Source organism: Ferrimonas balearica DSM 9799 (assembly GCF_000148645.1).
Classification (GTDB): Bacteria; Pseudomonadota; Gammaproteobacteria; order Enterobacterales; family Shewanellaceae; genus Ferrimonas; species Ferrimonas balearica.
This window is the reverse complement of the sequence record NC_014541.1, coordinates 1532756-1545934: the sequence shown is the minus strand read 5'-3', so window position 1 is coordinate 1545934 and position 13179 is coordinate 1532756. Positions and strand designations below refer to the sequence as shown.

General features: G+C 59.5%; 11 protein-coding genes. 4 read left to right on the top strand and 7 right to left on the bottom strand.

The annotated features are described in order from the left end of the window. Positions 1 to 13: 13 nt before the first annotated feature. Positions 14 to 727, bottom strand: a complete 714-nt coding sequence (cobB, locus tag FBAL_RS06985; protein WP_041251571.1) for a Sir2 family NAD+-dependent deacetylase — start codon at positions 725 to 727, stop codon at positions 14 to 16. Between the two features lie 167 nt (positions 728 to 894). Between cobB and fur the strand changes: the two genes are divergently transcribed. Next, positions 895 to 1323, top strand: a complete 429-nt coding sequence (gene fur / locus FBAL_RS06980) for a ferric iron uptake transcriptional regulator (RefSeq protein ID WP_013344881.1) — start codon at positions 895 to 897, stop codon at positions 1321 to 1323. A gap of 120 nt (positions 1324 to 1443) precedes the next feature. Here fur and glnS read toward each other — a convergent pair whose 3' ends face one another. The 6 genes from glnS to FBAL_RS06950 all read right to left on the bottom strand — a co-directional run bounded on the left by glnS (position 1444) and on the right by FBAL_RS06950 (position 7722). Further along, the gene (gene glnS, locus FBAL_RS06975) at positions 1444 to 3114 is read right to left on the bottom strand and encodes a glutamine--tRNA ligase (RefSeq protein ID WP_013344880.1); all 1671 of its coding nucleotides are present in this window, start codon (positions 3112 to 3114) and stop codon (positions 1444 to 1446) included. A 122-nt stretch (positions 3115 to 3236) separates the two neighbouring features. After that, entirely contained in the window at positions 3237 to 3821 is a 585-nt protein-coding gene (locus FBAL_RS06970; RefSeq protein ID WP_013344879.1) for a NapC/NirT family cytochrome c, read from the bottom strand. A gap of 3 nt (positions 3822 to 3824) precedes the next feature. Then, positions 3825 to 4409: a NapC/NirT family cytochrome c gene (locus FBAL_RS06965; RefSeq protein WP_013344878.1), complete on the bottom strand. Its 585-nt coding sequence runs from the start codon at positions 4407 to 4409 to the stop codon at positions 3825 to 3827. Positions 4410 to 4518: 109 nt separating this feature from the next. Further along, a complete protein-coding gene (gene feoB, locus FBAL_RS06960) occupies positions 4519 to 6693 on the bottom strand; it encodes a ferrous iron transport protein B (protein WP_013344877.1) in 2175 nt (724 codons plus the stop codon). Beyond that, the gene (locus tag FBAL_RS06955) at positions 6686 to 6925 is read right to left on the bottom strand and encodes a FeoA family protein (protein WP_013344876.1); all 240 of its coding nucleotides are present in this window, start codon (positions 6923 to 6925) and stop codon (positions 6686 to 6688) included. The genes feoB and FBAL_RS06955 overlap by 8 nt, the downstream gene beginning before the upstream one ends. Positions 6926 to 7146: 221 nt before the next feature. Then, a complete protein-coding gene (locus tag FBAL_RS06950; RefSeq protein WP_013344875.1) occupies positions 7147 to 7722 on the bottom strand; it encodes a NapC/NirT family cytochrome c in 576 nt (191 codons plus the stop codon). 396 nt (positions 7723 to 8118) lie between these two features. On the opposite strand from FBAL_RS06950, the gene FBAL_RS06945 reads away from it, so the two are divergent. From FBAL_RS06945 to FBAL_RS06935, 3 genes are read left to right on the top strand one after another with little or no spacing between them, the layout of a single operon-like run. Then, the gene (locus FBAL_RS06945) at positions 8119 to 9084 is read left to right on the top strand and encodes a DmsE family decaheme c-type cytochrome (protein WP_013344874.1); all 966 of its coding nucleotides are present in this window, start codon (positions 8119 to 8121) and stop codon (positions 9082 to 9084) included. A gap of 12 nt (positions 9085 to 9096) precedes the next feature. Beyond that, a complete protein-coding gene (locus FBAL_RS06940; protein ID WP_013344873.1) occupies positions 9097 to 11175 on the top strand; it encodes an MtrB/PioB family decaheme-associated outer membrane protein in 2079 nt (692 codons plus the stop codon). 52 nt (positions 11176 to 11227) lie between these two features. Continuing rightward, entirely contained in the window at positions 11228 to 13174 is a 1947-nt protein-coding gene (locus FBAL_RS06935; RefSeq protein ID WP_013344872.1) for an OmcA/MtrC family decaheme c-type cytochrome, read from the top strand. Positions 13175 to 13179 lie beyond the last annotated feature (5 nt).

Sequence of the window (13179 nt, the reverse complement as noted above, 5' to 3'; positions counted from 1 at the left end):
ATGAAAAGCGGGCTCAGCTGAAGCGATTGCCCGCTTTGATCCACTCCACCAGCTTGGGCACCAGCTCACCGGCCCGGCCGGTCTGATGGTGGCTGAACTGGCTATGCACTTCAGAGGGCTCGAGATTGATCTCCAGGGTATCCGCGCCCCCATGGCTGGCCATCTCAACAAAGCCTGCTGCGGGGTAGACGGTGCCCGAAGTTCCGATACTGATAAACAGCTCGCACTGCTCCAGCGCCCGGTAGATGCGATCCAGTCCCAACGGCATCTCGCCGAACCACACCACGTGGGGACGCAGCACCTGGCCGGGCACACAACAGGTGCAGAGGTTGTCATTACCGAAAGGTTCCAGCAGCGGGAATACCTGCTGGCTGCGGGGACAGCGGCCTTTGTTCAGCTCACCGTGCATATGGATAAGGCGACGACTGCCAGCGCGTTCGTGCAGATCATCAATATTCTGAGTGACCACCAGCAGCCCTTTGCCTAGCTGCTTTTCCAATTCAGCCAGAGCGTGGTGGGCTGGATTGGGCTCAATGCCGTTGTTCAACTGCTCCCAGCGCTGATTGTAAAACCGATTGACCAGATCGGGATCTCTGCGATACCCCTCCGGTGTCGCCACATCCTCAACCCGGTGGGCCTCCCACAAACCGTCCTCGGCACGAAAGGTTTTCATCCCGGATTCCGCGGAGATACCGGCTCCAGTCAACACAACAATCCGCTGATACATGCGCTTCATTCACTGTCCATTTTTTACCATGCTGAGACTATTTTTTTGCCATTTCAAGCCCGTAGCTTTAAAACCTTCTGTAGAGAGTGGTTTAATGTTGCCGCCCGCCTCCATATAATGACTGAATACCGCCGCGGTAGACGGCCCAGTAGACAGACGAGACAAACATGACCGATGAAAATCAGGCACTGAAGAAAGCCGGACTTAAAGTGACCCTACCGCGGGTAAAAATCCTGGAGCTGCTGCAGAACCCGGAAAACCAACACATCAGCGCGGAAGAGCTCTACAAGCTGCTGTTGGACCATGGCGAAGAGATTGGCCTGGCCACCGTGTATCGCGTACTGAACCAGTTTGACGATGCCGGCATCGTGTCCCGTCACCACTTTGAAAGTGGTAAAGCGGTGTTTGAGCTGGCCAGTCAGCACCACCACGACCATCTGGTGTGCCTGGACTGCGGTAAGGTGATTGAGTTCTCCGACGAGGTGATTGAACGCCGCCAGCACGAGATTGCCCTCAAGCACAACATCAAGCTGACCAATCACAGCCTCTACCTGTATGGCCACTGCACCAACGAAGAGTGCAACCACAACGACTGAGTCGTCAGCCAGACAGCAGAACGCCGGCCAATGCCGGCGTTTTTTATTGCCTGTCGCGCGGCACCTTGCCGCAACAAAAAAGGGAGGGCATCTGCCCTCCCCTTTTTATGGGATTACCGCTTAATCGGCGATCTTGGCCCAGGAATCACGCAGGCCCACGGTGCGGTTAAACACCAGTCGCTCAGCGGTGGATTCCTTGTCAGCGCAGAAGTAGCCCATACGCTCGAACTGGAACGCTTTCTCTGCCTCGGCACTGGCCAGAGCCGGTTCTACCACGGCATTGCTCACCACGGTCAGAGAGTCGGCGTTCAGGGTCTCTTCCAGTTCACCGGCACCCGGGTTCGGCACGCTGAACAGGCGGTCGTACAGACGCACTTCCGCAGGCACGCCGTGGGAGGCGGATACCCAGTGGATCACGCCCTTCGGCTTAACGCCATCGGCCGGATCAACACCCAGGGTGTCCAGGTCCACGGAACAGAAGATGGTGGTGATCTTGCCATCGGCGTCTTTCTCAACGCGTTCAGCGGTGATCACGTAAGCGCCACGCAGACGCACCTTCTTGCCCAGTACCAGACGCTTGAACTTCTTGTTGGCCTCTTCACGGAAGTCATCGGCTTCGATAAACACTTCACGGGTGAAGGGCACATCACGGCTGCCCATCGCCTCATCAGAGGGATGGTTAGCGATGGTCAGGGTGTCCACGCGGTCGGCCGGGAAGTTTTCCAGTACCACTTTAACCGGGTCCAGTACCGCCATCGCACGCGGGGCGTTCTGGTTCAGGTCATCGCGGATACAGGCTTCCAGCATGCCCATTTCGACGAAGTTATCCATCTTGGTCACGCCGATGCGCTTACAGAACTCACGAATGGACGCCGGGGTGTAACCACGACGACGCAGACCGGAGATGGTTGGCATACGCGGGTCATCCCACCCGGAAACGTGCTTGTCCACCACCAGCTGGTTCAGCTTACGCTTGGACATCACGGTGTATTCCAGATTCAGGCGGCTGAACTCGTACTGACGCGGGTGACACTCGATGCTGATGTTGTCCAGCACCCAGTCGTACAGGCGACGGTTGTCCTGGAACTCCAGGGTACACAGCGAGTGGGTAATGCCTTCCAGCGCATCGGAGATGCAGTGGGTGAAGTCGTACATCGGGTAGATGCACCACTTATCACCGGTCTGGTGGTGGTGAGCGAACTTGATGCGGTACAGCACCGGATCGCGCATCACCATAAAGGAGGACGCCATGTCGATCTTGGCACGCAGACAGGCGGTGCCTTCGGCGAACTCACCGTTCTTCATCTTGTCGAACAGCGCCAGGTTTTCCTCGACGGAGCGGTCGCGGTAGGGGCTGTTTCTACCCGGCTCTTTCAGAGTGCCACGGTACTCGCGGATCTCATCCGGGCTCAGCTCATCGACGTAGGCCAGGCCCTTCTCGATCAGCTCAACCGCGTAGCCGTGCAGGGTATCGAAATAATCGGAGGAGTAGCACACCTCGCCGTCCCACTGGAAACCCAGCCATTCGACGTCACGCTTGATGGACTCAACATACTCGATGTCTTCTTTCACCGGGTTGGTGTCATCAAAACGCAGGTTGCACTTACCCTGGTAGTCTTTGGCAATGCCAAAGTTCAGACAGATGGACTTGGCATGACCGATATGCAGGTAACCGTTAGGCTCCGGCGGGAATCGGGTGTGCACAGTGGTGTGCTTCCCGGAGGCCAGATCCTCGTCAATAATGTTGCGGATAAAGTTGCTGGGACGAACCTCGGTGTCCGGCTGGCTCATGCGCATCCTCTTGGGCTTGGGGGGTCGATCAAAAGCGGTATGGTGCAACAACTTCCCAAGCGTAGCAACTACCAGATGCGGTGGCTGAGGTCGGGGGCGTCAATCCGCCCCCGAATTGGGTTTTAGCGGGCGGTTGCTCCGGGCAAATTATGGGCAATACCCGCGTGACAATCGATGCAGGTAACCTCGCCGTTGGCATCCGCCAGCACTTCATGGAACTGGGCCGCGGTCGGGCTTTGCGCCGCCGGGTCCATACGCTCCACTTTGTGACAGTTGCGGCACTCTTTTGAGTCGTTGGCGCGCATCTTGTCCCACACCCGCTGGGCCAGCATCTCTCGGCGCTCTTCAAACACCGCTTTATCGGTGTAAACCCCGGTCAGCTGGGTATAGATATGGTGCACGGCACTGGTGCCCTTAACCCAGATCTTGGCAGCAAACTCCTTGGGGATGTGGCAGTCGTGACAGTGTACCGCCACCCCGGACGGGGTTTTGAAGTGCGCAGTCTGGTGCCACTCTTCGGCCACCCAGGCAGACGGGGAGTTATGGCAGGAGGTACAGAACTCGTCGGTGCTGCTCCAGTGCAGTGACGCCTCAAAGCCAACCCAGCCAATCACCCCGAGCACCAGCGCCAGAATGCCGCCAAGGGGCACGCCCAGTCGCCACTTGGCGTTCGGGACCTGCCAGATACCACGATTATTTCGGTCCATCGCTTACTCTCCCTGCTCTGGCTTGGCCGGCCGGTTATGGGCCAGGAACTTATGACAATCGATGCAGGTCTTGCCCATCTTATCCATACGCTGGTGCATCGCGGCGGCCGACTTTTTCTGGCGGGCAAAGTCCATCCGTTCCACTTTGTGGCAACTGCGGCACTCGCGGGAATCGGTTTCACGCATCTCGGCCCAGACACTCTCAGCCATCTCGGCCCGGTGCGCTTCAAACTTCTCACGGGTGTTGTAGGTGCCCAGCGTCTGGTAGTACACCTCCTTCATGGCGGTGATCTTGCGCCACATCTTGGGCACGAACTCTTTGGCCACGTGACAGTCGGCGCACGTCACCAGCACGCCGGATGCCGTGTTGTAGTGGGTGTGCTCCGGCCACTCCTCAGCGGCGAACTTGGAGGGGCCATGACAGGTCACGCAGAAGGCGTCACTGCTGGTTTCGTGGATCACCACGTTAAAGCCCACCGTGCCTACGGCACCCAAGACAAAAAACAACAATCCCCCCAAGGGGATCCCCAATCGCCAACCGGCGGATGGCTTACGCCATAACCGGGACCAGAAGCCCTGCTCTCTCATCGTGTCCTTCCCTTTCACTCACACCGGCCCAAAACCAGGGGCCATAAAAAAAGCAGCCTATTAAGGCTGCTTTTTTTCTAAGTTACCCACTTACATTAGTGGTTTCCAGTCACTCCTGCATGATAACCGGAATATCCCCGGCACCATGGTTCTGGCGCTGTCCCACTTTGCGCAGGGCAAAGAAGACTGCGGTAACGATGGCCGCAACGGCAACCAGGTAGCCCCAGGCGCCCAGGCCGTACATGGCCAGCTGGTAGAACAGGGTGGCGGTCATGTATGCCACCGCAAAGGTCCAGACACCGGCGAACAGGGCCCAGCGACCACCGTACTCAGATGCCATGGCGCCCATTACCGCCACACACGGGGTGTAGAGCAGCACGAACAGCAGGTAGGCAAAGGCCGCTGCGCGGGTACCGAAGCCCTGCTCCAGCTTGGCCAGGCTGCCGCTTTCGAAACCAAAATCATCGGCCATGGTGTCGATGTCATGGGCATCGCCAATGCTCAGGCCCAGCGGGTCGGTCACTTCGATGCCCAGCAGCGCTTCCGGAATGGTCGCCAGCGCTTCGTTGAAGCTGGTCAGCAGATTCCACTCGCCGCCCTCCTCTTCACCGCCTTGGCTGTACAGGCTGCTCAGGGTGCCCACTACCGCTTCTTTGGCAAAGATGCCGGTAATGATGCCTACCGTCGCGGGCCAGTTATCCTGCTCAATGCCCATCGGGGCAAACACCGGAGTCAGGGTCTGGGAGGTCACGGCCAGCAAGGAGCTGTCAGTGTCTTCGTGGCCAATCTTGCCGTCGGTACCCATGGTGTTGAGGAAACTCAGCAGGGTCACCACGATAACGATCACCTTACCGGCGCCCAGCACAAACTGGCGGGTACGCTGCCAGGTGCGGGACAGAACCGTACGCAACGTCGGCATCTCATAGTCCGGCATCTCCATCACGGTGGTGCCGCTGGCGCCCGGCAACAGAGTGTGGCGCAGCATCAGGCCGGTCAGCACGGCCATCACGATACCGATAACGTACAGCAGGAACACCAGGTTCTGGCCGTTGTCCGGGAAGAACGCGGTCGCAAACAGCGCGTACACGGGCAGACGGGCACCACAGGACATAAAGGGCGCCATCATACCGGCCATGATGCGCTGGCGACGCAGCTCCAGGGTGCGGGTAGCGGTGATGGAGGGTACGTTACAGCCGAAGCCCACAATCAGCGGCACAAACGCTTTACCGGGCAGGCCCAGCTTCTGCATTGCGCCTTCCACCACAAAGGCGGCCCGCGCCATATAGCCGGAGGTTTCCAGGATACCCAGGGCCACAAACAGGAACGCCACCACCGGGATAAAGGTGGCCACGGTCTGGATACCGGCACCCACGCCATTGGCCAGCAAGCCAATCAGCCAATCCGGGGCATTGAGGGATTCCAGCGCCAGCGCGGTGCCATCAACAAAGATGGCGCCCGCCATGATGTCGAAGAAATCGATAAAGGCGCTGCCGACGTGAATGGCAAACATAAAGGTGAGGTACATCATCAGCAGGAACACCGGGATACCGGCAACCGGGTGCAGTACCCAGTGGTCCAGGCGCTCGCTGAGGCTGGGGGCGGTGTCACGCTTGTGTGCGGCCTTGTCCAGCAGGTCCGCCACCCACTGGTGGCGACTGGCGGCAATCAGGTTCAGCCATTTGTGATCACCGCGCTTCAGTTGCATCAGGCTCTGATGACGCGGCTCCGCCAGCTGCTGTTCAATCACGGCGTCGTAGCCGATCTTCAGCACCTCGGCGGTGTCGATCTTCAGCAGTTGGGCAATGGCATCAACCGCTTTGTGCTTTTCATCAGACTGGCGGGCAGACAGTGCCACCACCGGGCAGCCCAGCTCAGCCTGCAGCACCTCAATGTCCAGCTCCATACCCGCGGCCTGGGCGGCGTCCCACTTGTTGAGGATGATCACCATGGGGACACCCAACTCACGCAGTTGCAGAGTCAGGTAGAGGTGGCGGGACAGCTGAGTGGCGTCCACCACGTTGATGATGCCGTCGTACTCGCCTTTAAGCAGAATGTTCTGGGAAACCGCTTCGTCTTCGGGACCACTTTGGGAGGGGGTCAGGTCGTACAGACCCGGCAGGTCCATCAGCTGAATGGACTGGCCCTGCAGGTTCAGCGCACCCAGGCTCTCTGCGACGGTCACACCGCCCCAGTTGCCGACCTTGGCCTGGCCACCGGTCAGCGCGTTAAACAGGGTGGATTTACCGGAATTGGGGAGACCGACGGAAACAATGGTCTTAGACATTTTTAACCTCGACCTCAACTTGCTCGGCCAGTTGATGGTTCAGGCAGACAGAGGCGCCCGCCAGCTTCAATTGAATGGAACGGCCCAGCGGCGCGCGACGAACCAACTGCACTTCACAGCCCGGGGCCAAACCCATCGCTGCCAGTTTTAATTGGGTCGCGGGTTCCAAACCATTGGCACCAAATTGGGCCACCCGGCCACGTTGGCCATTTACCATTTCAGCTAAGGTCATACATCACCAAATGCTAATCAGTCTCATTTAGGTTGAGTATACTCCCACAGCCTGGGAAAAGTTTGCGGTAGATCGAATTTCCAGCGAACGAATAACGACAATTTCCGAAGTTGTGCACTGGCGGGCGAATCAGACGGTCAAATCGAAATTATTTCGTTTTAAATTGCAGCCAAAAAAAAGCCCCCGCCGAGGCGGAGGCTTATTCTCACAGGGCGCGAAGCTTACTTAGCGCGGTCGTGAGCGATCTTGCCAGCGTGACAATCGATACAGGTCTTACCCATCTTGTCCATACGCTGGTGCATGTTGGCAGCCATCTTCTTCTGCTTGTCGAAGTTCATGCGCTCAACATCGTGACAGTTGCGGCACTCGCGAGAGTCGGTAGCGCGGAAACCTTCCACGATACGGGCCTGCATGTCTTTCTTGTGCTCGGCGTAGGCTTCCGGGGTGTTGTAGTCACCCTTGATCTGCCAGTAAACCTCTTTCATGGCAGTGATCTTACGCCACATCTTCGGCACGAACTCTTTGGCGACGTGACAGTCAGCACAGTTCACTACCATACCGGAACGGCTGGAGCCGTGAACGGACTGCTTGAACTCTTCCTGAGCGTAGGAAGGTACGTGACAGTTCACACAGAAAGCGTCGGTGCTGGTAGCGTGAATAACGGTGTTAAAACCAACGGTACCTACAGCACCGATGGCCAGGAACAGGAAAGCACCTACCGGAATACCCAGCAGCCACTTTGCCTTGGGCTGGCGCCACAGCTTGGCCCAACCACTCTGTTCGTTACGATCTTGCATCTCTCATCCCCTAATACAACGGTCGGGATCCCCAAAATTGCGTCTTCTAAATTGGAGAATCCCTGATTTTTCGAGGGGAATTGTACTGAGGGGCGATGAGTAAATTAATGATTACAATCACACTTCTGGGAATCCAATGGAACGAATTCACATTGGAGAATTTGTTTGCACATTAACCCGCATTCGAACAGCCGTTGATGCCGCAATAAGCGGGAGCTGCCGCACATTTCACCCACCCGCTCAAAAACAGAACCTCACCCTGCCCAGCCATACCTTTCGCAAAATTTCACCAAAAAGAACCTAGTTCGACTGGGTATTTGTGCTAGCTTAACCCTTTGTTAACTGCGGATTCACGCCGCGAGAACAAAAACCATAAGTGCCAAGGATGCAGGGAAAATGATGATACGTGTGAGCCCGTTGGCCCTCCACCTCACTCAGGTGGTGCTGCTGACATGCCTGTTGCTGTCTTCGTTTTGGGCCAGTGCGGCCTGGGAGGAACTCAGCGAAGCGGAGTTGGAAACGATCCTGGTAGAGAAGTTTGCCGAAGGAAAGTACTCCGCCAAAGGTGCTGACAACTGCCTGATGTGCCACCGCCGAAGTGAAACGGTGATGGCCCTGTTTGATGGTGTTCACGGCCGCACCAGCAACCCTGCCAGCCCCATGGCCCCCGGCCAACTGCAGTGCGAAGCCTGTCACGGCCCTCAGGGCAACCACAATCGAGGCGGCAAGGAGCCGATGATCACCTTCGGCCCGGATTCCAGAGTCAGTGCCTCAGCACAGAACTCCGTTTGTCTGAGTTGCCACAGCGGCGACGACCGACTGGCCTGGCACGGCAGCACTCACGATATCGAAGAGGTGGCGTGCAGCAGTTGCCACAACGTCCACGCCGCTCAGGACCCCAGCCGCGACAAACTGCAGGCCCAGGCCAACTGCACCGATTGCCATCGTCAGCAATTTGCCCAGATGCAGCAGCGCTCTTCACACCCGATGCGCACCGGCCAGATCACCTGTGTCGATTGCCACAACCCCCACGGCAGCCTGAACGACGCCATGCTCAGCCAGGTTTCTGTCAATGACAACTGCTACGCCTGCCATGCGGAGAAGCGTGGCCCGCTGCTGTGGGAGCACGCGCCGGTCAGTGATAACTGCGCGGCCTGCCACAACCCGCACGGCAGCGTGAATGACGCGATGCTGACCCAGCGACCACCGCAGCTGTGCCAAAGCTGTCACGCCAGCCCGCACTCCGGTTCACCCCAGTTCCAGGGTGGCAACAGCGCCTTTACGGCCGGCCAGAGCTGCCTCAACTGTCACAACCAGGTGCATGGTTCCAACCATCCATCTGGCAAGCTGCTGCAACGATAGGGAGTGTCCAAGATGCAAAGATCGCTACTGGCTACCCTAATCGGCCTCGTCCTCTCCCCCGCAGTCAGTGGTGCCGATTTCAGCCTCAACCGCGCCAATACCGCCACGGCGAACACCGAGCAGTGGCAGTGTGAGCGCTGCACACCGCAGATGGGCACCTCCGGCGGGTTCGCCATCGGGATTACCGAGAACAGCATCAGCGACATCCACTTTGCCAATGAGAGCGGCACCGACACCGACGGACTGGTGCCGCGACTGGATGCCGATGTGACCCAATGGTACAGCAACGACATCCGCACTCAGCTGCTGATCGACCAGCTGGGCTATGACGTCAGTACCCTGTCACTGAGTGCTGACCGTGCCCGCGACTTCGCCGCGCTGCTGTCCTGGCGTCAACTGGCCTGGTTCGGCAACACCGTACGCACGCCATTCAACGGCAACCGGGGCACCCACACCCTGCCGGGGGACTGGGTTGAAGGGGGCACCACCGCTCAGATGCCCGGGTTAACCGGGCCGCTGAACCCGGTCGACCTCAAAATAGAGCGGGACCAATTCGCCTTAGGGCTGGAGAAGTACTTCAATCAGATCCGCACCTACCTGGATGTGAAGCACGAAGCACGAACCGGCCATCGCCAAAGTGGCGCCACCCTGATCAGCAACGCCGTCAACCTGCCTGAGCGGGTGGACGACAACACCACATCGGTTGCGGCTGGGTTGAACGTCGTCGGCGGCCAGTGGCAGGTGGCCTTTGGCTACCTGGGCAGCCAGTACGACAACGACCTCGATGCCCAACGCTGGGATAACCCCTACACCCCAACCTTCGGCGCCGCCCGCGCCGGACAGCAATCGGTCGCACCGGACAACAGCGCCCACCAGTTCCATATCCAGGGCACCTGGGCCGCTGGCATCCAGTCGGTATCGGGCCAGTTGGTTTGGGGCCGGCACGATCAGGATGACGCCTTCCTGCCCGCCACCATCACCGGCCCCGCGCCTGCCCTGCCGGCGACGGATGCCGACCTGCAGCTGGACAAAATTGACTTCAACCTGCGCTACCGCATCCGCCCCATGCGCAAAATGACGCTGCTGGCTCAATACGACTATCAGGACCGGGACTACGACAACCCGCTGCAGGCCTACCCCTACATCATCACCGACAGCGTGCCGGCAGGGAGCCGGGTACCGGTGGAGCTGGACACCACAGACCAGAAAGCCAGCCTGTCGATGAACTACCGTTTCTACCGTGGTTTCAGTGGCGAGCTTGGTTACCGCTGGCGCCAGCAGGAGTGGACCGCACAGCCCGGCGATCAGGCCACCACCAACGCCTATTGGGGCATCCTGCGCCTGAATCAGTGGGAACCCCTCGCCATCCGGCTGGAACTGGGCGGCGAGAACCGTGATCTGGACAACTACCTTGGTACCCCCAACAGCGACAGCATCAATGACAGCGCCCTGCGCCACTACTACCTGGCCAGTCGCGATCACGCCTACGCCAAGCTGGTGGCCAACTACCAGATCATCGAGCCGCTCAGCCTGCAACTGACGCTGGAGGGCAGCGACTCCGACTATGACGACTCGCAAGTGGGACTCGATGAAGTAGAACGCAGCGGCTATGACGTCAACCTCAGCTATTACCGTGAGAAGTTCACCGCATCGGTGTTCTACAACGCCTACAACATCGATACCCGTCAGGTGGGCAGCAATACCGGCGCCCAGTGGCGGGGACGGCAGGACGACGATGCCCAGTCCGCGGGCCTTAATCTGGAATACCGCGGCGCCTTCGATGACCGCCTTGATCTGGGTGCCAACCTGGTCTGGGCTGACAGCGACACCGTCACCGAGATCGAGAGTGGCCTGGGCAGTGAGTTGGGCCCCTATGACGCCACCCGCACCACGCTGGACCTCTACAGCCGTTATCACCTGAGTGAACGTTCCAGCGTCCAGCTCGATCTGCTGTACCAGGACTACGAAGACCGCAGCTATCTCAATCTGGGACTCGACCCGAACAGCATCAGCAACGTGCTGACCTTTGGCGACCTGTCCCACGACTACGATGACTACCGGCTGAACCTGAGTTACCGCCATGAGTTTTAAGTTCGACGCCCCGAAAGCCGCAACAGGGCCACGTGCACAAGGAGCCCGTGACATGAAAACTGGAAGTGACCTCTCCTCCCTGCGTCTCCTGCTGGCCGGAGTGATGGCGCTGAGCCTGCTGAGCGCCTGTAAAGACGGCAATGACGGCGCCCAGGGGCCGTCTGGTCCGGACACACCGCCTCCGGCTCAGGAGGTCACCGAGATCAACGCCAACATTGAGCGCTATGCCATCAACGAGGATGGCCAGTTCACACTCCGACTGCTGGTGACCAACCAGAATGACGAAGGGGTTGCCGGCCTGCCCAGTGCCGTGATTCTGGCTGCCCAACTGTTGCCCACCGGGTTTACCGGCGCCGGCAACAGCAGTGAATGGCGCTTCCTCGGCTCGGAAACCTGCACGCCACAGGGCGAGTGCCCCGGCGTCTGGACCGACTTTGGCAACGGCTTCTACGACTACCAGACCCAGTTCAGCGTGAACGATGCGAACGGTGTCGAGTACAGCGCTGACGCCACTCAGCGTCTGGTGGTGAAGGTGGGCGGGGATGCCCTGCCCGATGGCACGGCGCTGCCGGTGGTGAACACTTTTGTGGATTTCACGCCCCCGAACAGTGATCCCCACTACACCCGCCTGATTGCCGCCACTGAAAGCTGCGAGAGCTGCCATACCGATCTGGGCAGTGTCCGTCATGGCGGCCGCTACACCGAGCTGGAGACCTGCACCGTCTGCCACGCCGACAACCGCATCTCCAATCCGGCCAACGTGCTGTCCGGCCTGGCCCACTCCGCACACGGCCAAAGCGAACTGGCCAACTTCCTGAATTGCGAAACCTGCCACACCGGCGGCGAAGCCTTGCCGGAGTCCGACAACTGGGCCCTGTTCCCAAGCCAACTGGCGTGCGGCAGCTGCCACAGCAACATCGACTTTGTGGCGGGTGTGGGTCACCCGGCTCAGGCCGACAACAGCAACTGTGTCGCTTGTCATAACCCGGACTGGACCCGCAGTGCCCATCTGCAAACCGCCAAAGCGGACGCATTGGGGCAGTTCAGTGCCACCATCGAGAGCATCACCTTTGACCCGGCCGCCGCCAGTCTCAGTATCGTGGTGAACCTCAGCAACCCGGTCACCGGCGAAGCCCTGAGCAGTCCTGACCAACTGCCCTACGTCAATGATCTGCGCCTCTATGCCAACTGGGGCACCAGCTTTGACTACAGCACCACCTCGGCCCCCAACATCCGATTGGAAAGCCTGACTCCGGACACCGTCCTGGGCCCCGGCCAATACCAGTACACCCTGCCGGGCCTGACCATTCCGCCAGGCACAGAAGCCGACCAGGGTGGCGCAGTGGCCATGCAGGGACGGATCTGCCGCAGCGGTGACACCTTGGTGCCCTGCGAGGATGCCAACGCCCAGACAACCCCCATCGCCAGCTTTACCGAGTTCTTCACCGCGGGAACCGGTACGGCACGCCGCGATGTGGTCAGCAACGAAACCTGTGGCAGCTGCCATGGTGACCAACAGCTGAACTTCCACGGCGCCCGCAATGACCTGAGCCAGCAGTGCCAGCTCTGCCATAACGGCCAGATGGTGGCAACCGCAGGCGCAGACAACGTCTCCGCCACCAACGCCAACTACAGCCATATGATCCACGCCATTCATACCGGCCAGCGCGCAGGGTATGAGGAGTTGGTCTACCCGGCACCGGTGGGGAACTGCCGCCAATGCCACATTTCCGGGGATGAGGGCGACAGCTTTGCCCTGCCCCTGCTGACGTCCCTGCCGCCGATGGCACTGGATGACGGCACCTTCACCAGCCTCGAAGCGGCCACCTGTGCCGTCTGCCACAGCAGCGCGTCTGCCCAGGGTCACATGACCCAACAGGGCGCGGTATTTGGCGGTGATTTTGATATGGCCGCTGGCGATAAGGGCTGTGCCACCTGCCATGGCCCGGGTCGCAGCTATGACGTCGCACCGGCCCACGGACTGGCCCCGGCCCAATAAGGAGT

Excerpts from the sequence above, each read along its gene's own strand:
- FBAL_RS06955 (WP_013344876.1), bottom strand. The coding sequence starts at position 6,925 with ATGACCTTAGCTGAAATGGTAAATGGCCAACGTGGCCGGGTGGCCCAA.
- FBAL_RS06970 (WP_013344879.1), bottom strand. The coding sequence starts at position 3,821 with ATGGACCGAAATAATCGTGGTATCTGGCAGGTCCCGAACGCCAAGTGG.
- FBAL_RS06945 (WP_013344874.1), top strand. The coding sequence starts at position 8,119 with ATGATGATACGTGTGAGCCCGTTGGCCCTCCACCTCACTCAGGTGGTG.
- cobB (WP_041251571.1), bottom strand. The coding sequence starts at position 727 with ATGTATCAGCGGATTGTTGTGTTGACTGGAGCCGGTATCTCCGCGGAA.
- fur (WP_013344881.1), top strand. The coding sequence starts at position 895 with ATGACCGATGAAAATCAGGCACTGAAGAAAGCCGGACTTAAAGTGACC.
- FBAL_RS06940 (WP_013344873.1), top strand. The coding sequence starts at position 9,097 with ATGCAAAGATCGCTACTGGCTACCCTAATCGGCCTCGTCCTCTCCCCC.
- glnS (WP_013344880.1), bottom strand. The coding sequence starts at position 3,114 with ATGAGCCAGCCGGACACCGAGGTTCGTCCCAGCAACTTTATCCGCAAC.
- feoB (WP_013344877.1), bottom strand. The coding sequence starts at position 6,693 with ATGTCTAAGACCATTGTTTCCGTCGGTCTCCCCAATTCCGGTAAATCC.
- FBAL_RS06935 (WP_013344872.1), top strand. The coding sequence starts at position 11,228 with ATGAAAACTGGAAGTGACCTCTCCTCCCTGCGTCTCCTGCTGGCCGGA.
- FBAL_RS06965 (WP_013344878.1), bottom strand. The coding sequence starts at position 4,409 with ATGAGAGAGCAGGGCTTCTGGTCCCGGTTATGGCGTAAGCCATCCGCC.
- FBAL_RS06950 (WP_013344875.1), bottom strand. The coding sequence starts at position 7,722 with ATGCAAGATCGTAACGAACAGAGTGGTTGGGCCAAGCTGTGGCGCCAG.